Origin of the sequence: Thalassolituus maritimus (assembly GCF_900156675.1) — a bacterium.
In the GTDB taxonomy this organism is placed as follows: domain Bacteria; phylum Pseudomonadota; class Gammaproteobacteria; order Pseudomonadales; family Oceanobacteraceae; genus Thalassolituus; species Thalassolituus maritimus.
This window is the reverse complement of record NZ_FTOH01000007.1, coordinates 78,654-105,228: the sequence shown is the minus strand read 5'-3', so window position 1 is coordinate 105,228 and position 26,575 is coordinate 78,654. Positions and strand designations below refer to the sequence as shown.

Here is a 26,575-nt window from a genome sequence, read left to right as displayed (position 1 = left end):
AGCAGGAATTAATAAATACCTATCTTATACACAGCTAGCCAGGAGCTATCCATGACGAAGTCTGTTGCCTTTAAGGTATCAGCGCTGACCGCAGCCGCGATACTATCTACCGCCGCACACGCGAGCCCTAACCTCTCTGGTGGAGTTTGGTTTAACTACCAGTACGCTCAGAATGATAAAGCACAACAGGAATCCTGGGGGGTCATCGACAGCGAAGCCCTGATTCTGTACGCCGACGGCGATGTGCCTGATACCCCGTGGACTTACTCTGCAGAGACCCGCATTGGTCCGGGCAGTTTTACAGACGCAAACAACAACAGCACCGGTAGCCAGTTTGGAATTCACAAAGCCTGGGTTGGTTACCAGTTTGAAGATGGCCCTATGATCACCATTGGTAAAAGCCAGGTGCCATTCGCCTGGAAAACCTACAACTTCTGGCCTGGCGACATGCTCCTTGCGGGCTACGGCGATCAGATGGATGTTGGCGTAAAAGTATCCCAGACACTGGGCGCGCTGCACTACGATGCTGCGTTGTACCTCGCTGATGACTGGTCAACCAGTACGGATACTATGGATGATAATCGCCATTGGGGTAGCACCAGCACCTACCGCAAAGTACAGACGTTTGTAGGTAACCTGAGTTACTCAATTAATGATATGGCGACCGTCGGCGTATCTGCGCAAAGCGGCGGCCTACAAGCCTTCGAAGGCAATGAAACTGATGGATACAGCGCTACTGAAGTTTCAGGCGACCATAACGCTGCAGCCCTGTATTATACCCTCAAGGTTGGCGGTCTCTGGGCGAAAGCCTCTTACATAACCACAGAGCGTAATGTACCTGAAGAGTCTGCTGGTGATGTCTATGCGGATGGTGATGGAGCTTTGGCTGGTCTAAATGCTAAGAACGACCGCTACGCAGCAGAAGTCGGCCTGAACACTGGCAACTGGTCTTTCTACGCAGACCTGACGTACGCTCAGCCTGATACCGACGGTAATGATGCCGACACCGTACGTGCCTTTGCACCAGGCCTCAGCTACGACTATGGCCCGGGCTGGATATACCTCGAATACCTGACTCAGGACGGTTACGTTGACCGTAATGGACAAGTACAAGACCAATACTTCGATGAAAATCTTAACCCTACAGGTCCTGGTGATTTCGATGCTGTCTATGCAACCATCGATTTCTACTTCTGATCCTTTACTGTGATTCACTACTAACGCAGTAACAAAGCCCACCTTTAAGGTGGGCTTTTTTAATGGCGGGCTTTTTTGTTTTTGATTAATGCACCGACGCTGTATGCTGGGCAATAAAGCTCATGGAAGATAGAACGTGAACGTCACGCCAGCACTCTCTGCGTTAAGCCTTATCACCTGCCTCGCCGGCTGTTCAGAATCGGTACCCGACATAGAAATACCAGATACGGGCGTTGCCATTATCGTCGAGACCAGCCTCGCCAAAGGTGATACCGATGCCAGTGTCGCCGCAGCCGTTTACGACTCAGGGCAACCAGCGCCAATGATTGGCGGCAACGTGCTGGAAGTCACCTCGGAGAGCGTCACGGTTATCCTTTCCGGTATCGATGAACGCGACAATTTCTACTCCGGACAAATAGGCATCCCGAACCCCGACACAGATACCATCAATATAGCGATAGTTCACCGACCTCAAGAAACCCGCCAGGAGCGCTGGTATCCGACAGAGGATATATTAGTCGACCCTGGCCCAGGGGAGCTCGAGGGCTTCGAAGCCACTCTACTGCTACCGACGGCCATAGAAATCACAGCACCACAGCCCGGTCTGACGTATTCCAGCCGCGACGACATAATTCCACTCGAATGGACAGGCTCCCCTGCCGATGACTTCAAACTCGTCACCTACAACCGCTGCCGATCCACTACCGATAGTGATGACCTTAGCTGGGTATACGCTTCGCAGATGGATGATGACCAGCAAGAAAATATCCGCATAGGCGATATTATTCCCGCCACGGGTGCGCTTGAAACGTCAGCTAACCTCGGAGGCGTAGTGACAGGCTTTGTTCAATTCTTTATCGAAGCCACTCTCAGCGCTGCGACGCTGGGTTTGTACGAGCCGACTGAAATCAACTTCGATAAATTCATTCTTGATTCCTGCACCATTCAACTGTCACTGGTACGTCAGCGGGAAGGCCAATTCGGCGAAGATTTCAGTGGCGGTAGTATTACCGGTAGCCGCAGCGACAACCTACAAGTGGAGTATCGCCCATGATGCCTTTCTCCGTTTATACGAAACTCATCAGTCTCGTAGTTCTACTTCTCACCTGCTCTCTGGCGAACAGCGAGCCTTACCCTACGACCAAGAACAGCCTGTTATCCCGCTTGTCTGTAATACCCCACATCGGTATCTCACAAGCGGATATAGAGACAGACAGTGCAATAAACGCGTCGAACCAGCCCGAACTTGATTCCAATTTAAATTATGGATTAGCCATGGAATATTTAGCTATTTCCTGGCTCAAGCTTGAAGTGGATTACACCCGTCACCGCGAATCCGAAACAAATAAGCAGCGGGATATCGCGGGCGAGTATAAAAACGGTCTGACCTCTGACATTGTCGCGCTGGGGTTGCAGGTTGAGACCTTTCAATACAGTAAGACCAGGTTGTATGTGAAGGGCGGCACGCTGATCTATAACACCCAACTAACGGTAAAAGAATACTTTGATGGCGTATACCCATCCGGTGAGGCCTCAGAAAGTGACCGCGGCCAGGGGTATTACGCTGGGGTCAGCCTGTATCCCCCTCTGGATGATGACATTATGTTCATGCTATCAATCAATCATCAACGACTGAACGACGTATTCTCCGACACAAGACGAGCATTCGATATCCGCTATAACAGTCTGATGTTAGGCTTAGCATTCTGATCTTTATCAAACACAGGAAGTAAAACCATGGCCGCTGGCAGCCTACTCGCGTTACTCGATGATATTGCTACCGTATTGGACGACGTTGCTGTGATGTCCAAAGTCGCGGCAAAGAAAACCAGTGGTGTCCTGGGTGACGATTTGGCACTGAATGCGCAGCAGGTGACGGGTATTCGTGCAGAGCGGGAACTCCCCGTCGTATGGGCTGTGACCAAAGGCTCACTTTTAAACAAACTTATTCTCGTCCCTGCAGCGCTGCTGATCAGCGCATTTCTACCGCAGGCCATCGCCTGGCTTCTTATGGTTGGTGGTGCCTATTTATGCTACGAAGGTGTCGAGAAGCTGGTTCACAAATTCTTCCATAAAAAAACCGAAGAACATCAGGCAAGAGTGGAGGCCATCAACAACCCGGAAACAGACATGGTGGCGTTTGAAAAAGAAAAGATTAAAGGCGCTATCCGAACCGACTTTATTCTATCAGCAGAGATCATCGTAATTTCTCTTGGCACTATGGCCAGCGCTGCCCTCTTTACACAGATAATTGCGTTGTCACTACTCGCTATTCTATTTACCTTCGGTGTCTACGGGCTGGTCGCTGGTATCGTCAAGCTTGATGATGCTGGCCTCTGGCTAACCGAACAAAAAGAAGCCCGCCTGGGCATGTTCAAAGCTGCATTTGGGCGTTTCTTACTGGGGCTAGCACCGCGCCTGATGCGCTTTCTCTCAATTGTAGGCACCATCGCCATGTTCCTGGTTGGGGGCGGCATTATTGCCCACCATATCCCCGCGATTGAGCACCTGACGCATGATATTGCAAAATCAGCCTCTTACCTGGCCATCCCTGCCGCAGAGCTGATCTCCGGCATGACGGTGAACCTCATGACTGGCATTGCTACCGGTGTCATTCTGGTCGTGCCCATACAGCTGATAAATAAACTGCGCAGTTAACCGGCTACAAAAGAAAGATCTGGATAGTATTTAAACCGGGTTATCGATATCGATAAATACAACATCCAGATCGAACTCATCGGCGAGATACTCACCCACCGCTTTGGCGCCATAACGTTCAGTTGCATGGTGTCCGGCGCTGAAAAAATGCGTACCAGTTTCCCGCGCGAGATGAACTGCAGGCTCATTCGCTTCACCAGTAATATAGGCATCAACGCCTGCATCAATAGCCTTCTGAAGATAACCTTGCGCGCCCCCAGTGCACCAGGCGACCGTTTCGATCGTATCGCCTGATTCTCCGATATGCAGAGGTTCTCTTTGCAGACACTGTGCAACCCAGGCACTCAGTTCACCGCCCGTCATAGGTCTTGGCAAGCGACCGATATTACCCGGCACGGATGGGTCAGATTCATCCAGAGGGCCGTCGACCTGAATCCCCAGAACATCCGCAAGCTGAATGTTATTGCCGTATATCGGGTGCATATCTAACGGAAGGTGGTAAGCAATCAGGTTTATATCATTAAGCAGAAGCGCTTTAATCCGCTCTTTCTTGATCCCAGTAATGCATTCGTCCTCACCTTTCCAGAAGTAGCCATGGTGCACAAAAATCGCATCTGCCTCTTCAGCGATAGCAGCTTCTATCAAGGCCTGATTTGCGGTCACTCCCGTCACGACTTTCTGGATGGTTTCGTTACCTGATACCTGCAATCCGTTCGGGCAGTAATCGCGGATTTTGCGGCTTTGCAGAATATGATCAAGATGAGAAATAAGCTCTTTACGTGTAACCGCCATAGTCGTGCCATCCAAAAGTTTGTAACATGTCAGCTCATTGATCTTAGAGAGATTGCGGAGCGCTGACAAATGTCTCCAACGCAGACATTCGCATTGCGGATATTGTTCCCTGCAGCCATCGGAGGCCTTATTGCCACTCTGATACTGTTGATCGCACCCGAGTGGGTATTGCCTCAGGTCGCGACTCCTGTTCAGGAACCACAACCGCAGCAACATGTCGCATCAAATGTACCAGCGATGCAGGGCCCGGTAAGTTATGCGGATGCCGTTAATGCAGCCGCACCTGCCGTGGTGAATATCTATACCCGCAAGGTCGTGAAGCGACGCACAAATCCGCTATTGAATGACCCAGCTCTACGACGCTTCTTCGGCGAATCAGAACAACCCAGTGACCGCATGCAAAGCAGCCTCGGCTCGGGCGTGATTATGTCCAATGAAGGTCATATCATCACCAACTTCCACGTGATCGAAGGGGCGGATGAAATCACGGTTGCACTGTTCGATGGCAGGGATGAAGAAGCCACACTAGTCGGTAGCGACCCTGAGTCCGACCTCGCGGTCTTACAGATCAACCTTCCTGACGATATTGCCCCGGCAACCATTACCAACGTTGATGGTCATGACGTCGGTGACGTTGTACTGGCTATCGGCAACCCATTTGGTGTCGGCCAGACAGTTACGATGGGGATCATCTCGGCCAAAGGCCGTAACCGCCTCGGGCTCAACACTTACGAAGACTACATCCAGACCGATGCAGCCATTAACCCGGGTAATTCGGGCGGCGCGCTGATCAACGCCTACGGCGAACTCGTTGGCATCAATACCGCCATTTTCACCCAGTCTGGCGGCAGTGAAGGCATAGGCTTTGCGATACCTTCGGATATTGCGCACCGAACTATGGCCGACATCGCACGCTATGGAACCACGATACGCGGATGGCTGGGCATTGAAGTTCAGGAAGCCTCACCAGAGCTGCTCAAGTCTTTAAAACTCCCGGATGAACTGACTGGCCTGCTCGTCACTGGAGTCTTCCCCGAAGGTCCAGCAGAACAGGCTGGCCTGGCAGCGGGTGATATTATTATCGGTCTAAATGGTGACAGCGCGGACAATGCCGTCGATGCCATGAACCTCATAGCTAGTCTGAGGCCCGGTGATAAAATATCTGTCGAATTTCTACGCCGCGGCGAACAGCTGACGACCACAGCGTTTGCTGGTCTCAGAGACCAGCCGGAAAACTGATCTTGCGTAAACCTGAAGCTGCTAACTCAAGCAGCCAGGACTTTCTCGAGTGCAGCATAAAGTGCAATATTTTCTTCAGGCGCTCCCACTGTAAAACGTAGCGTTTTCGCTAACAATGGGTGAGCTCCATCAGTGCATTTGATCAGAATATTTTCCTGCTTTAATGCCTCAAATATATCGCGGGCTACTTTACCCTCTGGCACACGTGCCAGAATAAAATTAGCCTCTGAGTCAAACGCAGAAAAGCCAAGTTCTGAGAGCTTCCCGTGCATTTTTCTACGCTCTGATTTTAATACATCACACTGCTGCATCAGTACATCGTAATGTTTCAAGGCAAATGCCGCAGACGCTTGCGTGAGCACATTAATGTTGTAAGGCATGCGAATTTTATCCAGCTCTGACAACCACTCTTTACGACCAAACAGCATGCCCAAACGCAGACCAGCCAGCCCGACTTTCGACAGAGTGCGCATGACCAGCACGTTATCAAAACGGTCCAGCCAGCTCAGATGATTACGACTGGAAAAGGGTAGATACGCTTCATCCAGTATGACCAGACCTTTGTAATCCGCCGTATTGCTCGCCTCAATAATGGCGACCAGATCGTCTTCAGCCCATAAATTACCGGTCGGATTATTCGGTTGCGCCAGAAAAATCAGCGCCGGTTTTTTCTCATTAATCGCCGCCAGCATGGCATCCCGATTCAGAGAAAAATCATCGTTTAATGGCACACCGCAATAATCAATACCCACAAAGGTCGCGATCATTTTATACATCACAAACCCGGGTTCAGGCGCCAGAACACAAGCACCCGGCTGAGCAACCGCCATCGCCAGTAGCTGAATAATCTCATCCGAACCATTACCCAAGAGCACCTCATATTTATCCGGCACCTGCATCGCCTCACGCAGACCCGCGACAACCTCAGGGGCGACGGGATTTGGATAACGGTTCAGGGCGCAATCGGCGAGCAATGACTGCCACTCAGAGATCATCTCCTCCGGCCAGCGGAATGGATTTTCCATTGCATCCAGCTTAATCATGCCCTCGGCCTTACCGACGGGGTACGCCTGTAAGGCGCGGACTTCGGGGCGAATGAGTTGTTCAACTAGTGCGTTGACGGACATATTGATGGCCTTGACTGAATCAGAGAATTTAGTGAGCGCATTATACATTTATCGGCGCCGCCGAGGGCATTGGCCACCTGCGGTGGGCGAGCTTCTTTGGCTGCCGCCAGGCCTTTGTTTTTTCTGCAAGGGGCGGGCCCCTTCCGATCCTCAAGGTTTATAGCTGCCTTCGGCAGAGGCACGTGTCTGGCTTCCGCCGGGTACCTATGCCCTTGTTGGGAATAGCTGCCTTCGGCAGGGAGACTTTTTTAGCTGCCGCCAGGCCTTTGTTTTTCTGCAAGGGGCGGGCCCCTTCCGATCCTCAAGGTTTATAGCTGCCTTCGGCAGAGAGGTTCTTTTGGCTGCCGCCGGGTCTATATGCCCTTGTTGGGGGACCTTGTCCCCCGGGCGGGCGGCCCATCCCCCTGCTTTCGCGCTTTCTGGGCCGTATATCCGATATTTACTGGCTTTTCCGGCAACCGGCTCCGGCGGGCATCCATGCCCGTATGGAGCCTCGTTCGGCATCCTGCCTCACGTTGCCTGCAAAGCTGGCGTAAATCCCGGCGGCCCCAGAGGCGCAATTTCTATCCCTCAAAACCTTCTAACAAAATAAAAACTGACATCGCCGCGAAGCGCTGATGATACCCGGCTTGTGATGACCCCGCAGGATCGCAGATAACGATGGGTGCTAACCGGCAGGACGCCGGTTAAGCCTGCCCGCGGCCATGGATGGCCGCTGCAGGCGTGCCCCAATCGGTATCAAGAGACAAGGATCAGGACATCACGCCGGAAAGGGGGATCGGAAGGGGCCCGCCCCTTGCAGAAAAAACAAAGGCCTGGCGGCAGCCAAAGCACCCCTCCCACCGAAGGTAGCTACACACAAAAAAGCCCGGCATCGCCGGGCTCTTTAAACCAGAAAAAGACGTCAGTCTTTAATTCTGTATTCCGCCGACCGCGCATGCGCGGTGAGAAACTCACCTCGCGCCAGCACAGAAGCCACTTTCCCCATCTCAGACGCACCGTCTGCAGAGAATTTCACCAGCGATGAACGCTTCTGGAAGTCATAAACGCCCAGCGGTGATGAGAAGCGTGCCGTGCCTGAAGTCGGTAGTACGTGGTTTGGCCCAGCACAGTAATCGCCAAGCGCTTCCGCGGTGTAGCGTCCCATAAAGATGGCGCCTGCGTGACGGATGCCCGGCAACCAGCTATCCGGATCTTCTACTGACAGCTCAAGGTGTTCCGGCGCAATCCGGTTAATCAGGTTCAACGCGTCTTCTTTATCCGAGGCGAGAATCATCGCGCCGCGGTCACTGAGTGACTTACGGATAATCTCTTCACGTTCCATGGTTGGCAGCAGCTTTTCGATACTGGCCTGTACCTGATCAAGGAAGTTTTCATCCATCGTAACCAGAATCGATTGAGCGTCTTCATCGTGCTCGGCCTGCGAAAACAGGTCCATCGCTATCCAGTCCGGATCGGTATCGCCATCACACACGACGAGGATTTCAGAAGGGCCTGCGATCATATCAATGCCGACCTGACCAAACACCATACGCTTGGCAGTCGCCACAAAGATGTTCCCCGGGCCCACAATTTTATCGACGCCGGGAACAGTCTCAGTGCCGTACGCGAGGGCAGCGACAGCCTGCGCACCGCCCACGGTAAATACCCGTGACACACCAGCCGCTGCCGCAGCGGCCAGTACCAGCTGATTAAGCTGACCATCGGGAGTCGGCACAACCATGATGATTTCAGATACGCCGGCGACGTGAGCAGGAATAGCATTCATCAATACCGAAGAAGGATAAGCGGCCTTACCGCCCGGCACGTAAATGCCAACACGATCCATCGGTGTAACCTTTTGACCCAGCACAGTGCCGTCAGCTTCGGTGTACTGCCACGAATCCTGTTTCTGCTTTTCGTGATAGTCGCGCACACGGTCGGCCGCTGTAATCAGAGCCGTGCGCTGCTTTTCGTCGAGACCGTCTAACGCCGCCTGCAACTGCTCCTGAGTCAGTTCAAGGTCAGCCATGGTGCTGGCACTGGTGCGGTCGAATTTGTTGGTGTATTCAATCAGGGCTTCGTCACCGCGACTGCGAACATCATTGACGATATTAGTCACGGCTTCCTGCACGCCTGAATCCGACACAGCTTCCCAGGCGAGAAGTTCATCCATCTGTGCTGCAAAATCTGACTGATCCGAACGGAAACGACGGATTTCAATACTCATACCTGTGCTCCTCAGGCGTTACGCTGACGCTCAACGGCGGCAGCCATCTGATCAATAATGGGTTGGATCTGGTCATATTTTACTTTCATTGAGGCACGGGATGCGACCAGTCTTGAGCTGATTGGAGCAATCAGTTCGCACGGCTCCAGGCCGTTTGCCTTGAGGGTATTACCGGTATCGACAATATCCACGATCAGATCCGCCAGCCCCATGATTGGTGCCAGCTCCATGCCACCGTAAAGCTTAATAATATCGACCTGACGACCCTGCTCGGCGAAGTAGCGCTTCGCCACGTTGACGAACTTGGTCGCTACTTTTAAGCGACCGGCTGGAAGTTCTGCGTCTTTTAAGGCGGCCGTCATCAGACGACAGGTCGCGATGTTCAGATCCAGTGGCTCACACAGGTTGGTGCTGTTGTATTCCATCAGCACGTCTTTACCGGCAACGCCCAGATCCGCCGCACCGTATTCCACGTAGGTCGGGACGTCGGTCGCACGAATGACCACCAGCTTGATGTGCTCATGATTAGTGTCGAAGATCAGCTTCCGACTTTTCTTCAGATCTTCAACCGGATGAATACCTGCTTCCGCCAACAGGGGAAGTGTGTCATCCAGAATGCGCCCTTTTGAGAGAGCAATAGTCAAAGGCTGAGTCATGGTCTTGCTGATCCTCTTTAGTTCACTCGCGTGTCAGTCACGGCTTTCAATAGTGGCCATCAGGCCGGCAGTCGGCGGATATTCGCACCGAGCTGCTGAAATTTTTCTTCAATGCATTCGTAACCACGGTCAATGTGGTAAATCCGGTTCACATCCGTTGCGCCCTCAGCGACCAGTGCCGCAATCACCAGTGACGCCGATGCGCGCAGATCGGTCGCCATGACCGGCGCCGCACTCAGGGTATCTTTACCGACAACCACCGCGGTATTGCCTTCAACACTGATGTCTGCACCCATACGCACCAGTTCCTGGGCGTGCATAAAGCGGTTTTCAAAAATAGTTTCGATCACGGTGCCCGTACCTTCGGCTACTGCATTCAGCACAACAAATTGCGCCTGCATATCCGTGGGGAACGCGGGGTGCGGTGCCGTGCGGACATTCACGGCTTTTGGACGTTTGCCGTGCATATCCAGCTCGATCCAGTCATCACCGGTTTTGATCTCGGCGCCCGCTTCCTGCAGCTTATGCAGAACCGCTTCCAGCAGAACTGGATCAGTGTCTTTGCACAGAACACGACCGCCAGTTACGGCAGCAGCCACCAGAAAGGTGCCGGTCTCGATGCGGTCTGGTAGGACATTAAATTCACAGCCATGCAGTGTTTCGACGCCTTCGATTTCCATGGTGTCGGTGCCTGCACCGGTAATCTTAGCGCCCATGGCGTTAAGGCAGTTGGCCAGATCGACAACTTCCGGCTCGCGCGCAGCATTTTCGATGACGGTTTTACCGTCGGCGAGTACGGCGGCCATCATGATGTTCTCAGTACCGGTAACTGTCACCGTATCGAGAAAAATATTGGCGCCTTTTAAGCGGCCTTCAGGTGCCCAGGCTTTAACGTAACCTTCAAGCACTTCGACCTTAGCGCCTAAGGCTTCCATACCGCGCAAGTGCAGATCCACCGGACGGGAACCAATGGCACAACCACCAGGCAGCGATACCTCGGCTTCGCCGTAACGCGCAAGCAGTGGACCGAGCACAAGAATCGATGCACGCATCGTACGCACCAGGTCATAAGGCGCGACCAGACTGTTCAGCTCACCACAGACGGTCTCTACCGACATATCTTCATTAATAGCGACACTTACGCCCATACGCCCAAGCAGCTCGAGCATGGTGGTAATGTCGTGCAAATGCGGCAGGTTACCCACCTGCATCGGCCCTTCAGCCAGCAGCGTTGCCGCAAGGATCGGCAGCGCCGAGTTTTTTGCGCCGGAAATACGGACTTCGCCGTCGAGGCGGTTGCCGCCCTCGATTCTCAGTTTTTCCATTTCAGGGTCTCACGCTCAGGCTTTTTCAGCAGGCGTATAAGTCTGGATGGACACTGCATGAAGCCGACCATCAACGATATAGGGATTCAGAATTTTGTAGACGAACTGCTGACGCTTCACTGCGTTCAGGCCTTCGAAAACCTCCCCGACTCCGGTGATTTCCTTTACGTAGCCGTCAACGACAGACCAGGTAACATCCGGGGCTTCAGCCTGTAACACTTCCAGGATTTCGTTCGGGGTAATATCCGAGGACATATTGTAACTACCACTCAGTTCAGAAAGCGCACAATCATAGCGGATTTAGGCGCTGAACCGAAGTACTGACTTACTCCGGCAGGTCAGAACCTGACAGGACTGGCTCAAAAACCGCATCAAGATCACATACCTCGATGATCGCAGGCAGGTCCGCAGGTGGATTTTTGATCATGAGCGACACCTTGCGGGTCTCAGCAGCACGCAGCCAGTTCAGAATCAGGGCAACACCTGCACTACTGAAACGACTCACGGCGGCCAGATCAACAACCACCTGCCCCTGTGCCTGTGCAATCGCCTCGTGACCAGGTTTGATCAGACTGGCGACGGTATGCAGGGTAAGATCCCCCGCTACCTGGATATCTCCGGTCTTGTCGACCGACAACGAGGGCGCGCTCATTCGCCCTCGGCCTTACTGAACAGGAAACGGCTGATCAACTCTTCAAGGACAATCGCTGACTGCGTATCCTGCACCCAGTCGCCATCCTGCATATAGTCGATTTCGGCACCGACACTGAGACCAATGTATTTCTCGCCAAGCAGACCGGCAGTAAGAATCGATGCACTGGTATCAATCGGCAAGGTGCTCATGGACTTATCAATTTCCATCTCAACCACAGCGGCGTACCACTCCTGATCCAAGGTAATATTAGTTACCCGACCGATAGTGACACCCGCCAGCGAGACTTTAGCACGGTCAGTCAGACCACCCAGGTTCTCGAAACGTGCCTTAATTGTGTAGGTTTCACCCGCCGCGTCCATAGATAGGCCACTGACCCGCAGTGCCATCAACACAAGAGCTATAATGCCCATTACCATAAAGCCGCCGACCATGAGTTCGACATTACGCATACGCATGTTTTACACGCCTCCTAACATGACCGCAGTCAACATAAAATCCAGTCCAAGAATCGCCAGTGATGAGATCACTACCGTCTGTGTCGTTGCCTTACCAATACCTTCTGAGGTTGGCGCGGCGTCATAGCCCTGATACACGGCAATCCAGGTCACGACCACACCGAACACCGCAGCCTTAATAAGGCCTTGAACAACGTCTTCATAAAACTCTACGGTGTTCGCCATATTGCTCCAGTAAGCACCGTCATAAAGCCCAAGCATGTCGACAGCGACAAATGCACCGCCCCAGATGCCTACCGTGCTGAATAGCAGCGCCAGGATGGGAACACTGATGACGCCCGCCCATAGTCGCGGCGTAATCACACGTTTGAGTGGGTCAACGCCCATCATCTCCATCGCCGACAACTGCTCAGTGGCTTTCATCAAACCAATTTCAGCAGTCAGAGCCGAGCCTGCGCGCCCTGCAAACAGCAGCGCCGCGAGTACCGGGCCAAGTTCACGTAGCAGGGTCAGAGAAACCATGGTCCCAAGCGCAGAAACCGAACCGAACTTCACCAGAATGTTGTAGCCCTGAAGGGCCAACACCATGCCGACAAAGAACCCCGCCACGATAATGATCGATAACGAGCGAACCCCCACAGAGTGAATCTGACGGATAAGATCAAGAAAACCGGCACTGCCGGGGCCGCCCCAGGTGACCGACTGAGTAAACAGCATTCCGGCCCGGCCAATAGACTGAATCGATTGAACACCGACCTGCCCCAGGCTTCGTACATGCTTAAGCATTACGCCTCTCCCGCAAATAAATCAGCGCGATAGTCATCGGCCGGATAATGGAAGGGTACAGGGCCATCAGGATCACCGTTAAGAAACTGCCGTACTTCAGCGTTGTCGCCATTTCGGAGTTCGTCTGGTGTACCGAAGCCAATCACTTTTCCGCCTGAAACGATGCAAAGGTAATCAGCAATCTGACAGGATTCTTCCACATCGTGAGACACCAGCAAGCTGGTCAGACCGAGCGCTTCATTTAAACCTCGGATCAGGCGCAGAATCATCCCCATAGAAATAGGATCGAGCCCGGTAAACGGCTCGTCATACATAATGAGTTCAGGGTCCATGGCGATAGAGCGCGCTAACGCAACACGGCGCACCATGCCACCGGACAGTTCCGCAGGAAACAGATCACGCGCACCGCGAAGGCCCACCGCTTCGAGTTTCATCAGCACCAGATCACGGATCATGTCGTCCGGAAGATCGGTGTGGGTACGCAGCGGGAAAGCGACATTGTCAAAGACATTGAGATCCGTAAACAAACCACTGGTCTGGAACAGCATGCCCATTTTATTTTTACGCAGCTCGAACAGATCTCCACGACTCATGGTGCCGACATTGCTGCCATCCACCAGCACCTCGCCAGAGTCCGCCTTGAGCTGGCCACCGATCATGCGCAGGAGCGTTGTCTTCCCTGTGCCGCTCGGCCCCATGATTGCGGTAATTTTACCGCGCGGGAAGGCAACATTGAGACCGTCGTAGATCTTTCTTTTACCACGATAAAAGGTGACATCCTTAACTTCGACGTGGTTGTTATTGTCAGACATCAGGTGACCTGTATTTACCCTGTACTTTAACTGACCGCTAGCATATCGGATTGTTCAGGGCATACCAACGGCAATTCCGCACGGTAGACGGAACATCCTGTTGCAATTGCGCCGATTCGCCGCTCCGGTACAATGAGCGGCTTAATTTCCTGAGCGTGATCTTTTGCTATGTATCCCGAAATAGGCGCAATCCTCGTTGGCCTGATTTTTCTTGTCTGGAGTGCTGACAAATTTGTTATCGGTGCCGCGGCGACTGCACGTCATCTGGGCATGTCTCAGATGCTCGTTGGCCTGACGATTGTTTCCATCGGCACGTCCGCGCCAGAGATGTTTGTTTCGGCGATGGCCTCCATCGACGGAGCGGGTAACCTGGCCATCGGTAATGCTATTGGTTCTAACATCACCAACATTGCACTGGTACTCGGTATCACGGCCCTTGTCGCGCCTATTCCATTGCAGAAGGGCTTGCTGAAAAAAGAACTCCCTCTGCTGATGATGATCACCCTGCTCGCAGGTGTCATACTGATCGATCTTGAGCTGAATCTGGTAGACGCCCTGATACTGATCGCTGCTCTGGTATTCGCCCTGTTCCTTATGTTCCAACAATCGTCTGATAGCGGCGAATCTGTGATCGATGAAGACGAAGCGGCCGAAATCGAAAGCACACCTACCGGCAAAGCCGTGTTCTGGCTGGTCGTCGGTCTGATCACCCTGATGGCCAGTTCAAAAGCACTGGTCTGGGGCGCAACAGGTATCGCAACAGCCTTTGGAGTGTCTGACCTGGTGATCGGCCTGACGATTATTGCGATTGGCACCAGCCTGCCGGAGCTAGCGGCGTCCGTCGCCAGCGCTCTGAAAGGTCACCACGACATTGCCATTGGCAATGTCATTGGCTCGAATATTTTCAATCTGCTCGCAGTAATGCCTATCCCGGGAATTCTGGCGGTCACCGCCGTTGAACCAATGGCACTTTACCGTGACTACATAGTGATGGCTGGCGCCACCTTTGCTCTGCTGCTGTTTTTCGTTATCTGTTATCGCAGAGGGACACTGGGGCGCATTCCGGGCATCATTCTTACCGCCGGTTACCTCGGCTACATGTTCACCTTATTTCTGGCAAACCAAGCATGACTGAATCAACAACGTTTAATTTTATCGACTCTGCCCGCCGCACTGTAAAACTCGAACAGGAAGCGGTCGGTTTACTGAACAACCACCTGGATGACAATTTCACCCGCGCCTGCCAGATAATTATTCAGTGCCGTGGTCGCGTGGTGGTTACCGGCATGGGTAAGTCCGGTCACGTCGGTAACAAAATGGCGGCAACTCTGGCCAGTACGGGCACCCCGGCTTTTTTCGTTCACCCGGGTGAGGCCAGCCACGGTGACATGGGTATGATCACGGCTGCTGATGTTGTGATTGCGTTATCGAACTCCGGTGAAACCAGCGAGGTCACCAGTCTGTTACCACTGCTGAAGCGTCAAGGCACCCAGCTGATCAGCATGACAGGGAATAAAGAATCGACACTGGCAAAAGCAGCCGACAGCCATCTTTATGCGGGTGTCGATCAGGAGGCCTGCCCTCTTGATCTGGCACCGACATCATCAACCACGTGTGCGCTGGTTATGGGTGATGCACTGGCGATCGCGCTGCTCGAAGCCAAAGGCTTTACCGCCGAAGATTTCGCGTTCTCTCATCCGGGCGGCAGCCTCGGGCGTCGCCTGCTCCTTAAAGTTGAAAACATCATGCACAGCGGCGACCAGATTCCGGTTGTGTCTCCCGAGACATCTTTGCCAGAAGCGCTGCTGATCGCTACCTCGAAAGGGTTAGGCATGACCACAGTCGCAGGCTCCGACGGCAAGCTCGCCGGTATCTTCACCGATGGTGACCTTCGTCGTGCCATCGACCATGGTGTCGATATCCGTAATGCCACCATCAAAGATGTGATGACGGTTGAATGTAAAACGACCTCACCGGGCATGCTCGCAGCAGAAGCCCTGAAAATCATGGAAGACGGCAAGATCAACGCGCTCGTCGTGCAGGACGAAGGCCGCACCGTCGGTGTTATTAACATGCACGACCTTCTGCGAGCAGGCGTCATCTGATGCGTAAGCGCTATCTACTGCTATTAGTCACCGCATTTTTCGGCGTTGCCTTTCTGGCAGTAGATCGCTACACCCGCGATATTACCGGGCAAACGACCGAACAGGTCGTTCGCGAGCCGGATTATTATGGCGAAGTACTGTTCAGTCGCCGCTACGAAAAAGACGGCTCACTGGCCGATACTTTTTACGCCGCAAAATCAGAGCACTTTCCCGAGGGCGACCTCACCGTATTCAGTGAGCCACGTCTTCTGGTCAGTTCAAAAGACGACTGGGTACTGACCGCTGACGAAGGTGTTATGCGCGGCAACGAACAGGCACTGAAATTATCAGGCAACATATTAATCAGGCCGCTCGACAGCAGTGACCCGATGCGCCTTGAAACCTCAAGGCTGACCTATCATATTGATGACAAGATCGCAGAGACTGATGAGCTGGTTACCATGACGGGTGAAAACAGCCGCATGACTGGCACCGGAATGATGTTTGACGCCACACGTCAGCGCCTCGAACTGAAAACAGGAGTCCGTACGACTTATGAACCTGTTCAATAAACTGGCCGTGATGTCGCTGTCAGTGATCGCAAGCTACACAGTCGCATTGCCGGATGACTGGCAGAAAGAAATGACGATCCTCTCAGATTCTGCAGAAATCGACCGCCGCGCAGGTACAGTTGTGTATGAAGGCAACGTCATTCTTACCCAAGGCACGCTGAAAATAGAAGCCGACCGCCTGATGATTCTGCGCAACGGCGACACCCTCGAAAAAGCCGTCGCAGAAGGCGACCGTGCCCGTTACCAACAGCAGATTGAGGTCGGTAAACCGCTCACCACGGCCCTCGGCAACCGCATCGATTACTACACCAGCGAGCGCCGCATCATTATCACCGGCGATGCTGAGCTGGAACAGGAAGGCAATATTTTCAGCGGCGAACGCATCACCTACGACATGGCAACAGAGACCGTGCGTGCTGATGGCACCACCGCTGAGTCGTCGACCGACAGCACAGATGAAGACTCCGGCCGGATCAAAGTCGTTATCCAGCCGCCAAAACGCGAGTCCGAATCTGACTCAGAGTCTGACACGACAGAATCTCCGGAAGCATCGACAGAATGAAAACACTGAAGGCAGAACATCTGGCCAAAAGTTACGGCGGCCGCGAAGTCGTTAAAGACGTGTCTATCCGCGTTGAAAGCGGTCAGATCGTTGGTTTGCTGGGCCCCAATGGCGCCGGCAAAACGACCTGTTTCTATATGATCGTCAACCTGGTGCAGGCTGATCGTGGTCGTATCATGATCGACGACGAAGACATCAGCCACCTGCCAATGCACGGCCGTGCCCGCAAAGGCATCGGTTACCTGCCGCAGGAAGCGTCGATTTTCCGCAAGCTCAGTGTTGCAGATAACATCATGGCCATTCTTGAGACCCGTAAAGATCTCAATCGCCAGCAGCGAACTGAACAACTCGAGCAGCTACTCAACGAATTTCATATTCAACACATCCGCGACAGCGCCGGCATGGCGCTATCCGGCGGTGAGCGTCGACGTGTCGAGATTGCCAGAGCGCTGGCTGCAGAGCCCTCGTTCATTCTGCTCGACGAACCCTTCGCCGGTGTAGACCCGATCTCAGTATCGGACATCATGGATATCATCCGTCAGCTCAAAGCGCGGGGCATCGGCGTACTGATCACCGACCATAACGTGCGCGAGACCCTCGCGATTTGCGAAAAGGCTTTCATCGTCGGTGGCGGCCACATCATCGCCGAGGGCACGGCTGAAGACGTACTGGCCAATGAACAGGTGCGCGAAGTCTACCTCGGAGACGACTTCCGTCTTTGAAACTCTGACCAATGTCACGTACTGTAGAGTTATCTATTTACTCTGGTAAGCAAAATAGGTTCCATATACAAGGACTTTGCCTATAATGCTAGGTGCATCAAACAAAAAGATGGTTCGATTTTCAGGTCGTAATTACCGAGTTATATGAAGACATCCCTTCAGATTAAGATGGGCCAGCAGCTGACAATGACGCCTCAGCTGCAACAGGCCATCCGCCTCCTCCAGCTTTCAACGCTGGACCTTCAGCAGGAAATTCAGGAAGCGCTGGATTCCAACCCAATGCTGGAAAGCGAAGAGTTTGATGACAACAGCGACTCAGGAAACGAGTCAGACAACGATTCCCGCAGTTCTGATTCCGACAACAACGACAGAGACAGCCACGACAACCGTGAAAGCAGCTCTGACAATCAGGATTACGACAATTCCTACGATGACAATTCCTACGACGATCAGAGCGGCCAGGAATCTCTCGATGAGCAATGGTCGAGCGAGAAACTGCCCGATGACCTGCCTGTAGATAGCCAGTGGGAAGATACCTATCAGGTCAGCGCCGGAGTCGCATCAAGCTCCGGGCCGGTAGACGAAGACTTTGACTACGATTCCCGCTATGCCACCAGCGACAATCTGCAGGATCACCTGCTCTGGCAGCTTAACCTGACCCCAATGTCAGATGCCGACCGGGAAGTTGCTACCATGCTGATTGATGGTGTGGACGATGATGGCTACCTTCACACGACCGTAGAAGACGTCATTGAAGCGATGGACCCATCACTCGAAATCGAAGAAGAAGAAGTGATGGCAGTTCTTCATCGCCTTCAGCAGTTTGATCCGGCCGGTGTTTTCTGTCGCGACCTGCGCGAATGTCTGCTTCTTCAGCTGCATCAGCTCCCACAAGGTACCCCGTGGTTAACCGAAGCTCAGCTGATCATTCGTGATCATATTGACCTGCTTGGTAGCCGTGATTATCAGTCACTGATGCGCCGTACCAAATTAAAGGAAGACGATCTGAAATCCGTCATGCGACTGATTAAAGAGCTGAACCCTAAGCCGGGTGCCGGTATCGCTTCAGAAGAATCTGAATACGTCATTCCAGACGTCATCGTCCGCCAGATTCGTGATGAGTGGCGTGTTGAGCTGAATCCAGAAATTGCACCCAAGCTGCGTGTGAATGCCGATTATGCATCGCTGATCCGCCGCTCAGACAGCAGTGCCGACAATACCTTCCTCAAAGATCACCTGCAGGAAGCGCGCTGGTTTATCAAAAGCCTGCAAAGTCGCAATGACACTCTGCTCAAAGTCGCAACCAAAATCGTTGAATTCCAGATAGACTTCTTTGAAGAAGGTGATGAAGGGATGAAACCGCTGGTGCTTCATGACATCGCCGAAGCGGTTGGTATGCATGAGTCAACGATCTCGCGAGTGACGACTCAGAAATACATGCATACGCCGCGCGGCATTTTTGAGCTCAAGTATTTTTTCTCCAGCCACGTCAGCACCGACAGCGGCGGGGAGTGTTCATCGACGGCCATCCGGGCGATGATCAAAAAACTGATCGCGGACGAAAACACGCGGAAGCCACTCAGTGACAACAAGATAGCAACGATGCTGGGTGAGAAAGGCATCAAAGTGGCACGGCGCACGGTAGCGAAATACCGCGAGGCTATGCTGATACCACCATCGAATGAACGTAAGCAGCTGATTTAGAGTCTGTTAGTTGAGAGTCAACAGACTTTGATTCACATACCGCCAGCGACACAGGAGACTTGGCATGCAAATCAATATCAGTGGTCATCATGTAGAAGTAACAGAAGCTATGCAGGCACACGTTGAAGATAAAATGGCTAAACTGACACGCCACAGTGACAGCATCACCACAGGGCAAGTCACACTGACTGTCGTTAAAGATCGACAGACGGCTGAAGCGACAATTCACATCACAGGTCACGACCTGCACGCCAAAGCAGAAAACGAAGATATGTATACCGCTATCGATCAGATGGTGGATAAGCTGGACCGTCAGGTTCTGAAACACAAAGAGAAGCTGGTAGCGCGCCAACACGGTCAAGGCTGAAGCATGTCTTTGAGTATTGAGGATATCCTCACACCGGAGCGGTCCGTCATTGACGTGACCGTTTCCAGTAAGAAAAAACTGTTAGAACAACTTTCATCTCTGGTTGCTGAAGAAATCGGCGACGCCTCCGCAGACGATATATACGAACGCCTGTTAGCACGCGAGCGCATGGGGAGCACAGGGATAGGAGAAGGCATCGCCATCCCACACTGCCGACTGCTGCAGTGTCAGAAAGCGTTGGGCATTCTACTAAGATTAAATACCCCGATAGACTATGATTCTATTGATGGTAATCCGGTCGACCTCGTATTTGCTTTGTTAGTCCCCGAGGAAGCGACCGACGAACACCTTCAGATATTGGCGACACTCGCCAGTAACTTTAATCAGGCGGAATATCGCGAAGCTCTACGCAACGCGCCAGACGCCAAACATCTTTTCCAGCGAGCGATCGCAGAGCGGTAGTCATCACGGAGTCGAATATGCGCCTGGTAGTTATCAGCGGAAGATCAGGATCGGGCAAATCGAGCGCTCTGCACGTTCTCGAAGACCTGGGCTTCTATTGCATCGATAACCTGCCGATCGGGCTGCTACCCGCATTGGCCAGTCAGGCAGATGCTAACGACAAGCTCACCCGGGTAGCGGTCAGTATTGACGCGCGTAACCTGTCGGCGACAGAAGAGCCTGTCGAACAACTGCTGTTCGATCTGCCTAATGATCACTATCAGCTCGACGTGGTTTATCTTGATGCGTCTGAAAAGGTTCTGCTGCAACGATTCAGCGCGACACGCCGAAAGCACCCTCTCACGACCACAGAACTGTCACTGGCAGAAGCCATCGACCAGGAGAAAGAGCTCCTTGATCCACTCGCCAATATGGCGGACCTGACCTTAGACACCACCCACATGTCTGTTCACGAGTTGCGCAGCATGATTCGCCTGCGGGTTGCAGATCGTCCGAACGGTGAGATGTCGATCCTGTTTGAGTCGTTCGGCTTTAAACACGGTATCCCGACAGACGCCGACTACGTTTTCGATGTACGGCACCTGCCGAACCCCTACTGGAGCGAAGACCTGCGAAAACTCACAGGCCTCGACAGTGAAGTACAGTTATTCCTGAACAGCTATGATGTTGTTGGAGAAATGCGGAAATCAATCAGCGATTTTCTGACTCGCTGGACGGATCGTCTGATCGAAGCAAATCGGAGCTACATGACCATCGCAATTGGCTGCACCGGTGGTCAGCACAGATCCGTCTACCTGGCGGAGCAGCTAGCCACCGAATACCGTATGAAATACCCGAACGTGCAGGTACGTCACCGTGAACTAGCGCGAGCGGCGAATCTGCCCACTCCATAACCCGGACACCGTATGATCCAGAAAAGCGTTCTAATAATAAATAAACTCGGCCTGCATGCCCGTGCTGCGGCCAAACTGGTATCTACCGCGTCAGCCTTCTCCAGCCAGCTGAAAATTGGCAAGGACGGGCGTATGGTCGACTGCAAGAGCATCATGTCAGTCATGATGCTGGCCGCAAGCAAAGGCACTGAGCTGATCCTGACAGCGGAAGGCAGTGACGAAGAAGCTGCCGTCGATGCCATTACCGATCTCATTGATCGTCGCTTCGATGAAGAAGAATAGCCCTCAGGAAAATTTCACGATTATCCCCGCTAAAACAGCTGATTAGGCCCAAAACTGCGAGTACTTTCGTGGTATCAACCGAGCAATCAGGCTAGAATCAGTTAACCCGATTTACTCCGGATTCCGGCCATGGCTCAGCACACAGAAAAGGCAAAAGCAAAACTCCACAGCCTTAATGCTGCCCTGGAAAGTGGTGCCCTAAATAAAGTAGAGCGCATCCTGAATTCCGGCCTCGCGCCTGCCGATATTGCTCACCTGATCGAGTCCTCCCCGCCGAAAGCACGTAAAGTGCTCTGGGATCTGGTCGACAAAGAACTCGAAGGCGAAGTACTCCAGTACTTAAGCGAAGACCTGCAAGCGCACTTCCTGTCGGACCTGAGTGCCGAAGAACTGGTCGACATCACTTCAGACCTCGACGCCGATGATGTCGCCGACATCCTGCAGCAACTTCCTGAACGCGTTACCCAGGAAGTACTCGACGCGATGGACCAGCAGGACCGTACCCGTCTTGAACAGGTACTCGGCTACCCGGAGGACAGCGCCGGTGGTCTGATGAACACCGATACGGTGACCATCCGTCCTGACATCACGCTCGAAGTTGTTATGCGTTACCTGCGCCGTCACCCAACGCTGCCAGAAATGACGGATAACCTCCTGATCGTAAACCGGAATAACGAATTTATTGGCATACTGACCATCAACAAGCTTCTTGTCAGTGATCCAAATCAGACCGTGCGTGAGGTTATGACCACCGACGCCCGGGTGATCCCTGCCACCATGCAGGACACAGACGTTGCCAAACTGTTCGAACGACACGACCTTGTATCGGCTCCGGTTGTCGATGCAGAGGGCAAACTCATCGGTCGTATCACCATCGATGACGTGGTTGACGTTATCCGGGAAACCGCGGACCACTCGCTGATGAGTTCCGTGGGTCTGGATGAAGAAGAAGATACCTTTGCTCCGGCACTGAAAACCAGCCGCCGTCGAGCTGTCTGGCTGGGCATTAACCTGCTTACGGCACTGGCTGCCTCCGCCGTCATCGGCCTGTTTGATAAAACCATCGAACAGGTCGTCGCTCTCGCCGTACTGATGCCAATTGTCGCCAGTATGGGGGGCATTGCCGGGAGTCAGGTGCTGACTCTGGTTATCCGCGGTCAGGCTCTCGGGCACCTCTCCAGTGCAAACTTCCGCTGGCTGTTTAACCGGGAAATTATCGTCGCAGGCATTAACGGCGTATTATGGGCGGCTGTCATCGCGGTCATTACCCTGCTCTGGTTTAACGACCCAGGCATCGCCGCTATTATCGGTGCTGCGATTATCATTAATTTATTGGTCGCGGCAGTCACTGGCGCGGCTTTGCCATTGATACTCAAAGCCCGTGGCATCGACCCGGCACTCGCCGGTGGCGTAGTACTGACAACCGTCACCGACGTGATCGGCTTCCTGTCATTTCTCGGGCTCGCCACCCTGTTCTATCTGTAAGCTGACCAGTCGCTGCGCTGATCACCACTGAATACTCCGGAGTTCTTATGACCCACGAAGACGACGACATCGAATACGAACTGGTCAGTAAGACTGAAATGAAGCGTGAAATGCATCGCTATCAGGAACTCGGAGAAACTCTGTGCAATCTTCCACCGGCCAAATGGACTGACCTTCCGATTACCGATGTGCTAATGGCCGCGCTGGAAGAGAGCCGTCGTATTAAAAAACACGAAGCCCGCCGCCGTCACTTTCAATACATCGGCAAGCTGATGCGTTCGGAAGACATCGACGCTCTTCAGGAGGCGATCGATATGCTCGACCCATCCAGCGAGGCCTTCGGTCGTCGCATGGGCCAGTTAGAGCAATGGCGTAATCGGCTTATCAAGGATGGCAAAGCGTTGAATGAGTTTCTTGATACCTACCCAGATACAGATCGCCAGCAATTACGTAATCTGGTGCGCAATGCTCAGAAAGAGATGCAGGCTGAGCCACCAAAGCCGGGAGCTGCATTCAAGAAACTCTTTCAGCTGATAAAAGAAATCGACAGCAACGCCTGAGCGCATTATCAGTCAGCCTTCTTTTGCTCTCTACAAAGATGCGCACTTAGTGCGCATCTTTTGTTTTTCCTGCACCTGAGTATCGCACCAAAATCCAGAGTGTTTCTCTCTATTACGTCTTAACATTCAGCTACGATTCTTTAACCCACTGTTTTAATAGGGTTTTATTTCTAATATTCAAACATGGCACGGCGGTTGCAAAATTCTGAGTGAGCCAACGGCGGCTCATGAAAAATCAGAAAAAATTCGATAACGGCGTCGACACCCATCGGTAAATTACCGACTGGGGCGACGCCGTTTTTCATTTTAAAGCCGATAGAACACCCCCAATAATGAGGAAATGCTATGTCCTACTTAATGCCTTCTGAGTTCGCCACAAAAATGGTGGATAGCGGTGCAGAAAAGATATTCATGTCGACCAAAGACACGTTAATCCGTGCTTTTATGGCTGGCGCCATCCTGGCTCTGGCTGCTGTATTCGCGATCACCGTCGCCATGAAAAGTGGTTCGCCAATTCTGGGGGCTGTGTTGTTCCCGGTAGGTTTCATTATGCTGTACCTGATGAAGTTCGACCTGTTGACCGGTGTATTCACTCTGGTGCCACTGGCGATTATCGACAAAAGACCGGGTTGTACATGGCCACAACTGCTGCGCAATTGGGGACTAGTTTTCTGCGGTAACCTGGCGGGTGCACTGTCTGTTGCCGTGATGATTTCTTTCATTCTGACTTATGGTTATAACACTGATGGTGGTGCGATTGCTGCCAAAGTATCTACCATCGGTGAATCACGTACCGTAGGTTATGCATCGCACGGCGTAGACGGCTGGTTGACTATTTTCATCCGCGGCATGCTGTGCAACTGGATGGTATCTATGGGTGTCGTTGGCGCTATGATTTCTACTTCTGCGATCTCTAAAATGTTCGCTATGTGGATGCCAATCATGCTGTTCTTCTTCATGGGCTTCGAACACTCCATCGTAAATATGTTCCTGTTCCCATTCTCTATGATCATGGGCGGTGACTTCACTGTGATGGATTACATCATCTGGAACGAACTCCCAACTGCACTGGGTAACCTTGTCGGCGGTTTCGTCTTCGTAGCACTGCCGCTGTACTACACACACGTACGCCAGAGTGCAGACCGCGCCCTGTAAACGCTACCTTTGATAGTTAGCAATAAACTCTGCCTGTGCACATTGCACAGGCAGATTTGTTTTTTCTGCGAGGCAATACCATGTCAGAGCAGCTGAAAGTCAGCACAGGGCAATGCAGCGATAAGGGCGTCAAAGCCATTAACCAGGACTTTCACGCCGTTCACACCCCAACACTCCCTCTTCTGGAAAGCAAAGGCGTTGCCATGGCTCTCGCCGATGGCATCAGTAGCAGCAACGTCAGTCAGGACGCCAGCGCAACAGCCGTACAGAGTTTTCTGAGTGATTACTTCAGCACCTCTGAGGCATGGTCGGTAAAAACATCGGGGCTGCGAGTACTGGAAGCTACGAACTCATGGCTGCACGCGCAGGCAAGAAGAAACCTGAGGAGCTACGACCCGAATAAAGGCTACGTCTGTACCTTTAATGGGTTAGTTATTAAATCCCGTACAGCCCATATTTTCCACGTCGGTGACAGCCGTGTTTACCGTGTTGCGGATGAGCAGCTGGAACAACTGACCACCGACCATCGCTTTTATACCTCCGAAGACCAGAGCTACCTGACCCGTGCCTTAGGTATGGATACCCAGTTAGAAATTGATTATCTGTCTCTCTCAGTCAATGTCGGTGATATTTTTATCAGTGCGACCGACGGCATTTATGAGTTCGTCAGCGACAAGCTGGTCATCAGTACGATCAATAAATATTCATCGGATCTTGATCGTGCCGCACGAGAAATCCTCGAAGCCGCACGGGATAACAACAGTGACGACAACCTGACGATCCAGATCTTACGTATTGATCACCTGCTTGATCAGAATAAAGAGGACGTTCATCAACAGCTCACCGAACTCCCCTTTCCTCCTTCTCTGAAGGCGCGCGATGAGTTCGACGGCTACAACATTCTCCGCAAGATACACAGCAGCCCACGCAGCCATGTGTATCTTGCAAAAGACACAGAGACAGAACAAACGCTGATTCTGAAAACGCCATCCGGTGAGCTGCGTGACAACACGGCCTACCTTGAACGTTTTCTACTCGAAGACTGGATTGCCAGAAGAATCGACAGCCCTTACGTAGTTCGTCCGGGGCCATCGCATCGGGTCCGCAATTTTATTTACGTCACCACTGAATACATCGAAGGCCAGACGCTTGACCAATGGATGCGTGATCATCCGGAGCCGACCCTCGAACAGGTCCGGGAAGTTATGGAACAGGCCGCCCGTGGCGTTCAGGCCTTTCACCGTCTGGAAATGCTGCATCAGGACCTTAAACCCGATAATTTAATGATCGGCAATGATGGCATCGTGCGGATTCTGGATTTTGGATCGACGCGGGTAGCTGGCATCACCGAGATAGACACACCGCTCGAGCGCCTGACGTTACTTGGCACGGCTCAATATTCGGCCCCCGAATATTTTCTGGGTGCACAAGGTTCTACAGAATCCGATGTGTACGCACTCGGTGCCATTACTTACGAGCTACTCACTGGGCGCTTACCGTACGGCTCAGATGTCGCCCGCATAACCAAGCGTAAAGACCTGAACAAACTGCACTACACCTCCGTACGAACTTGCGGACGTGCTATTCCCGTCTGGGTTGATGAGGCGATTAAAAAAGCAGTCCACCCTAAACGCGCGATGCGCTATAAAGAACCGGCTGAATTTATTTATGATCTGAGAAATCCGAATTCAGTCTACCTTCAGAAATCACGCCCACCGGTGATGGAGCGAGATCCGGTCAAGTTCTGGCAAGGGGTTTCTTTTATCTTACTGATATTAGTTCTCGGCCTGCTCTACGAACGACTGGTCTGACGACT

General features: G+C 52.6%; 29 protein-coding genes. 19 read left to right on the top strand and 10 right to left on the bottom strand.

The window, feature by feature from the left end; genetic code table 11:
* The first annotated feature begins 51 nt into the window (after positions 1-51).
* From BW941_RS12170 to BW941_RS12155, 4 genes are all read left to right on the top strand, one after another.
* Positions 52-1,197 carry a porin family protein gene (locus BW941_RS12170; RefSeq protein ID WP_076516451.1) on the top strand — a complete coding sequence of 382 codons (1,146 nt, stop codon included), beginning with the start codon at positions 52-54 and terminating at the stop codon, positions 1,195-1,197.
* A 136-nt stretch (positions 1,198-1,333) separates the two neighbouring features.
* A complete protein-coding gene (locus BW941_RS12165) occupies positions 1,334-2,251 on the top strand; it encodes a hypothetical protein (RefSeq protein WP_076516449.1) in 918 nt (305 codons plus the stop codon).
* Entirely contained in the window at positions 2,248-2,907 is a 660-nt protein-coding gene (locus tag BW941_RS12160; protein ID WP_076516447.1) for an outer membrane beta-barrel protein, read from the top strand. The genes BW941_RS12165 and BW941_RS12160 overlap by 4 nt, the downstream gene beginning before the upstream one ends.
* Positions 2,908-2,934: 27 nt before the next feature.
* Positions 2,935-3,855 (top strand): DUF808 domain-containing protein, encoded by a 921-nt coding sequence (locus BW941_RS12155; protein ID WP_068437189.1) that lies wholly within the window; start codon positions 2,935-2,937, stop codon positions 3,853-3,855.
* 30 nt (positions 3,856-3,885) lie between these two features.
* Here BW941_RS12155 and BW941_RS12150 read toward each other — a convergent pair whose 3' ends face one another.
* Positions 3,886-4,647, bottom strand: coding sequence for a Nif3-like dinuclear metal center hexameric protein (locus BW941_RS12150; protein WP_076516445.1), 762 nt, complete (start codon positions 4,645-4,647; stop codon positions 3,886-3,888).
* A gap of 69 nt (positions 4,648-4,716) precedes the next feature.
* Here BW941_RS12150 and BW941_RS12145 point away from each other — a divergent pair, with 69 nt between their 5' ends.
* Entirely contained in the window at positions 4,717-5,886 is a 1,170-nt protein-coding gene (locus BW941_RS12145; protein ID WP_076516443.1) for a trypsin-like peptidase domain-containing protein, read from the top strand.
* A 26-nt stretch (positions 5,887-5,912) separates the two neighbouring features.
* On the opposite strand, the gene hisC is transcribed toward BW941_RS12145, so the two are convergent.
* The 9 genes from hisC to BW941_RS12095 all read right to left on the bottom strand — a co-directional run bounded on the left by hisC (position 5,913) and on the right by BW941_RS12095 (position 13,911).
* Entirely contained in the window at positions 5,913-7,061 is a 1,149-nt protein-coding gene (gene hisC, locus BW941_RS12140) for a histidinol-phosphate transaminase (RefSeq protein WP_245820099.1), read from the bottom strand.
* An 856-nt stretch (positions 7,062-7,917) separates the two neighbouring features.
* The gene (hisD, locus tag BW941_RS12130; RefSeq protein ID WP_076516439.1) at positions 7,918-9,222 is read right to left on the bottom strand and encodes a histidinol dehydrogenase; all 1,305 of its coding nucleotides are present in this window, start codon (positions 9,220-9,222) and stop codon (positions 7,918-7,920) included.
* A gap of 11 nt (positions 9,223-9,233) precedes the next feature.
* Positions 9,234-9,878: an ATP phosphoribosyltransferase gene (gene hisG / locus BW941_RS12125; protein ID WP_076516437.1), complete on the bottom strand. Its 645-nt coding sequence runs from the start codon at positions 9,876-9,878 to the stop codon at positions 9,234-9,236.
* A gap of 59 nt (positions 9,879-9,937) precedes the next feature.
* Positions 9,938-11,203: a UDP-N-acetylglucosamine 1-carboxyvinyltransferase gene (gene murA, locus BW941_RS12120; RefSeq protein WP_076516435.1), complete on the bottom strand. Its 1,266-nt coding sequence runs from the start codon at positions 11,201-11,203 to the stop codon at positions 9,938-9,940.
* A gap of 15 nt (positions 11,204-11,218) precedes the next feature.
* Positions 11,219-11,458: a BolA family protein gene (locus BW941_RS12115; RefSeq protein ID WP_068436037.1), complete on the bottom strand. Its 240-nt coding sequence runs from the start codon at positions 11,456-11,458 to the stop codon at positions 11,219-11,221.
* Positions 11,459-11,528: 70 nt separating this feature from the next.
* Positions 11,529-11,855, bottom strand: a complete 327-nt coding sequence (locus BW941_RS12110) for an STAS domain-containing protein (RefSeq protein WP_076516432.1) — start codon at positions 11,853-11,855, stop codon at positions 11,529-11,531.
* Complete coding sequence (gene mlaD, locus BW941_RS12105) at positions 11,852-12,313, bottom strand: outer membrane lipid asymmetry maintenance protein MlaD (protein ID WP_076516430.1); 462 nt, start codon at positions 12,311-12,313, stop codon at positions 11,852-11,854. The genes BW941_RS12110 and mlaD overlap by 4 nt, the downstream gene beginning before the upstream one ends.
* 3 nt (positions 12,314-12,316) lie before the next feature.
* Positions 12,317-13,099 carry a lipid asymmetry maintenance ABC transporter permease subunit MlaE gene (gene mlaE / locus BW941_RS12100; RefSeq protein WP_076516428.1) on the bottom strand — a complete coding sequence of 261 codons (783 nt, stop codon included), beginning with the start codon at positions 13,097-13,099 and terminating at the stop codon, positions 12,317-12,319.
* Positions 13,099-13,911: an ABC transporter ATP-binding protein gene (locus BW941_RS12095; protein ID WP_076516426.1), complete on the bottom strand. Its 813-nt coding sequence runs from the start codon at positions 13,909-13,911 to the stop codon at positions 13,099-13,101. The genes mlaE and BW941_RS12095 overlap by 1 nt, the downstream gene beginning before the upstream one ends.
* Positions 13,912-14,079: 168 nt before the next feature.
* On the opposite strand from BW941_RS12095, the gene BW941_RS12090 reads away from it, so the two are divergent.
* From BW941_RS12090 to BW941_RS12025, 14 genes are all read left to right on the top strand, one after another.
* Positions 14,080-15,042 carry a calcium/sodium antiporter gene (locus tag BW941_RS12090; RefSeq protein WP_076516424.1) on the top strand — a complete coding sequence of 321 codons (963 nt, stop codon included), beginning with the start codon at positions 14,080-14,082 and terminating at the stop codon, positions 15,040-15,042.
* Entirely contained in the window at positions 15,039-16,016 is a 978-nt protein-coding gene (locus BW941_RS12085; RefSeq protein WP_076516422.1) for a KpsF/GutQ family sugar-phosphate isomerase, read from the top strand. Before BW941_RS12090 ends, BW941_RS12085 begins: the two co-directional genes overlap by 4 nt.
* The gene (lptC, locus tag BW941_RS12080; protein ID WP_068437165.1) at positions 16,016-16,567 is read left to right on the top strand and encodes an LPS export ABC transporter periplasmic protein LptC; all 552 of its coding nucleotides are present in this window, start codon (positions 16,016-16,018) and stop codon (positions 16,565-16,567) included. Before BW941_RS12085 ends, lptC begins: the two co-directional genes overlap by 1 nt.
* A complete protein-coding gene (gene lptA / locus BW941_RS12075) occupies positions 16,551-17,129 on the top strand; it encodes a lipopolysaccharide transport periplasmic protein LptA (protein WP_076516420.1) in 579 nt (192 codons plus the stop codon). The genes lptC and lptA overlap by 17 nt, the downstream gene beginning before the upstream one ends.
* Positions 17,126-17,851 carry an LPS export ABC transporter ATP-binding protein gene (gene lptB / locus BW941_RS12070; protein WP_068437160.1) on the top strand — a complete coding sequence of 242 codons (726 nt, stop codon included), beginning with the start codon at positions 17,126-17,128 and terminating at the stop codon, positions 17,849-17,851. Before lptA ends, lptB begins: the two co-directional genes overlap by 4 nt.
* A 144-nt stretch (positions 17,852-17,995) precedes the next feature.
* Positions 17,996-19,555, top strand: coding sequence for an RNA polymerase factor sigma-54 (locus BW941_RS12065; protein WP_076516418.1), 1,560 nt, complete (start codon positions 17,996-17,998; stop codon positions 19,553-19,555).
* Between the two features lie 64 nt (positions 19,556-19,619).
* Positions 19,620-19,922 carry a ribosome hibernation-promoting factor, HPF/YfiA family gene (hpf, locus tag BW941_RS12060; protein ID WP_068437158.1) on the top strand — a complete coding sequence of 101 codons (303 nt, stop codon included), beginning with the start codon at positions 19,620-19,622 and terminating at the stop codon, positions 19,920-19,922.
* 3 nt (positions 19,923-19,925) lie between these two features.
* Entirely contained in the window at positions 19,926-20,384 is a 459-nt protein-coding gene (ptsN, locus tag BW941_RS12055) for a PTS IIA-like nitrogen regulatory protein PtsN (protein WP_076516416.1), read from the top strand.
* Between the two features lie 17 nt (positions 20,385-20,401).
* Positions 20,402-21,277, top strand: coding sequence for an RNase adapter RapZ (rapZ, locus tag BW941_RS12050; protein ID WP_076516414.1), 876 nt, complete (start codon positions 20,402-20,404; stop codon positions 21,275-21,277).
* 12 nt (positions 21,278-21,289) lie between these two features.
* A complete protein-coding gene (locus BW941_RS12045; protein WP_076516411.1) occupies positions 21,290-21,559 on the top strand; it encodes an HPr family phosphocarrier protein in 270 nt (89 codons plus the stop codon).
* 129 nt (positions 21,560-21,688) lie between these two features.
* The gene (mgtE, locus tag BW941_RS12040; RefSeq protein WP_076516408.1) at positions 21,689-23,044 is read left to right on the top strand and encodes a magnesium transporter; all 1,356 of its coding nucleotides are present in this window, start codon (positions 21,689-21,691) and stop codon (positions 23,042-23,044) included.
* A gap of 47 nt (positions 23,045-23,091) precedes the next feature.
* Positions 23,092-23,604 (top strand): ribosome biogenesis factor YjgA, encoded by a 513-nt coding sequence (yjgA, locus tag BW941_RS12035; protein ID WP_076516402.1) that lies wholly within the window; start codon positions 23,092-23,094, stop codon positions 23,602-23,604.
* A 345-nt stretch (positions 23,605-23,949) separates the two neighbouring features.
* A complete protein-coding gene (locus BW941_RS12030) occupies positions 23,950-24,759 on the top strand; it encodes a formate/nitrite transporter family protein (protein ID WP_076516399.1) in 810 nt (269 codons plus the stop codon).
* Between the two features lie 80 nt (positions 24,760-24,839).
* Complete coding sequence (locus BW941_RS12025) at positions 24,840-26,570, top strand: bifunctional protein-serine/threonine kinase/phosphatase (RefSeq protein WP_076516396.1); 1,731 nt, start codon at positions 24,840-24,842, stop codon at positions 26,568-26,570.
* The last annotated feature ends 5 nt before the right edge of the window (positions 26,571-26,575 follow it).

Coding starts and splice junctions, on each gene's coding strand:
- murA (WP_076516435.1), bottom strand. CDS start 11,203: ATGGAAAAACTGAGAATCGAGGGCGGCAACCGCCTCGACGGCGAAGTC.
- yjgA (WP_076516402.1), top strand. CDS start 23,092: ATGACCCACGAAGACGACGACATCGAATACGAACTGGTCAGTAAGACT.
- mlaD (WP_076516430.1), bottom strand. CDS start 12,313: ATGCGTATGCGTAATGTCGAACTCATGGTCGGCGGCTTTATGGTAATG.
- BW941_RS12090 (WP_076516424.1), top strand. CDS start 14,080: ATGTATCCCGAAATAGGCGCAATCCTCGTTGGCCTGATTTTTCTTGTC.
- BW941_RS12095 (WP_076516426.1), bottom strand. CDS start 13,911: ATGTCTGACAATAACAACCACGTCGAAGTTAAGGATGTCACCTTTTAT.
- BW941_RS12155 (WP_068437189.1), top strand. CDS start 2,935: ATGGCCGCTGGCAGCCTACTCGCGTTACTCGATGATATTGCTACCGTA.
- BW941_RS12115 (WP_068436037.1), bottom strand. CDS start 11,458: ATGTCCTCGGATATTACCCCGAACGAAATCCTGGAAGTGTTACAGGCT.
- hisC (WP_245820099.1), bottom strand. CDS start 7,061: ATGTATAATGCGCTCACTAAATTCTCTGATTCAGTCAAGGCCATCAAT.
- lptA (WP_076516420.1), top strand. CDS start 16,551: ATGAACCTGTTCAATAAACTGGCCGTGATGTCGCTGTCAGTGATCGCA.
- BW941_RS12045 (WP_076516411.1), top strand. CDS start 21,290: ATGATCCAGAAAAGCGTTCTAATAATAAATAAACTCGGCCTGCATGCC.
- hpf (WP_068437158.1), top strand. CDS start 19,620: ATGCAAATCAATATCAGTGGTCATCATGTAGAAGTAACAGAAGCTATG.
- BW941_RS12065 (WP_076516418.1), top strand. CDS start 17,996: ATGAAGACATCCCTTCAGATTAAGATGGGCCAGCAGCTGACAATGACG.
- BW941_RS12170 (WP_076516451.1), top strand. CDS start 52: ATGACGAAGTCTGTTGCCTTTAAGGTATCAGCGCTGACCGCAGCCGCG.
- BW941_RS12145 (WP_076516443.1), top strand. CDS start 4,717: ATGTCTCCAACGCAGACATTCGCATTGCGGATATTGTTCCCTGCAGCC.
- ptsN (WP_076516416.1), top strand. CDS start 19,926: ATGTCTTTGAGTATTGAGGATATCCTCACACCGGAGCGGTCCGTCATT.
- rapZ (WP_076516414.1), top strand. CDS start 20,402: ATGCGCCTGGTAGTTATCAGCGGAAGATCAGGATCGGGCAAATCGAGC.
- BW941_RS12160 (WP_076516447.1), top strand. CDS start 2,248: ATGATGCCTTTCTCCGTTTATACGAAACTCATCAGTCTCGTAGTTCTA.
- mgtE (WP_076516408.1), top strand. CDS start 21,689: ATGGCTCAGCACACAGAAAAGGCAAAAGCAAAACTCCACAGCCTTAAT.
- lptC (WP_068437165.1), top strand. CDS start 16,016: ATGCGTAAGCGCTATCTACTGCTATTAGTCACCGCATTTTTCGGCGTT.
- BW941_RS12025 (WP_076516396.1), top strand. CDS start 24,840: ATGTCAGAGCAGCTGAAAGTCAGCACAGGGCAATGCAGCGATAAGGGC.
- BW941_RS12085 (WP_076516422.1), top strand. CDS start 15,039: ATGACTGAATCAACAACGTTTAATTTTATCGACTCTGCCCGCCGCACT.
- hisG (WP_076516437.1), bottom strand. CDS start 9,878: ATGACTCAGCCTTTGACTATTGCTCTCTCAAAAGGGCGCATTCTGGAT.
- mlaE (WP_076516428.1), bottom strand. CDS start 13,099: ATGCTTAAGCATGTACGAAGCCTGGGGCAGGTCGGTGTTCAATCGATT.
- lptB (WP_068437160.1), top strand. CDS start 17,126: ATGAAAACACTGAAGGCAGAACATCTGGCCAAAAGTTACGGCGGCCGC.
- BW941_RS12110 (WP_076516432.1), bottom strand. CDS start 11,855: ATGAGCGCGCCCTCGTTGTCGGTCGACAAGACCGGAGATATCCAGGTA.
- BW941_RS12150 (WP_076516445.1), bottom strand. CDS start 4,647: ATGGCGGTTACACGTAAAGAGCTTATTTCTCATCTTGATCATATTCTG.
- hisD (WP_076516439.1), bottom strand. CDS start 9,222: ATGAGTATTGAAATCCGTCGTTTCCGTTCGGATCAGTCAGATTTTGCA.
- BW941_RS12030 (WP_076516399.1), top strand. CDS start 23,950: ATGTCCTACTTAATGCCTTCTGAGTTCGCCACAAAAATGGTGGATAGC.